Below are 273 nucleotides of genomic sequence, written 5' to 3'. Positions count from 1 at the left end.
CGGATCTGGTGAAGGCGAAGCTGGAAGGCAAGTCGCTTCCGAAGCCGAAGAAGGTCGAGGTCTCGAAGCCCAACGATCTGCTGGCGGCGCTCCGCGAGAGCGCAGGCATGATGAAGCCCGCTGCGGACAAATCGAAACGCACTGCCGCTAACGCCAACACTGGCACTGGGAGGCAGCGCGCCGCGCGCGGGGCGGCAGTGAAGTCCGCCGCTTCAAAAGCTGCCCCGCAGCGCAAAGCCAGCTAGGGAGATAGGTCATGGCTCCGAAATATTA

1 pseudogene is annotated in these 273 nt (G+C 63.0%); it reads left to right on the top strand.

From position 1 onward, the window contains the following. Positions 1 to 245, top strand: a pseudogene (locus C3Y91_RS38855) (non-homologous end joining protein Ku); the annotation flags it as partial. Positions 246 to 273 lie beyond the last annotated feature (28 nt).

The organism is Rhizobium ruizarguesonis (genome assembly GCF_012349115.1).
GTDB lineage: Bacteria > Pseudomonadota > Alphaproteobacteria > Rhizobiales > Rhizobiaceae > Rhizobium > Rhizobium ruizarguesonis.
Note: the sequence above shows the minus strand (reverse complement) of the source record. Positions and strands in the feature narration are given on the sequence as shown.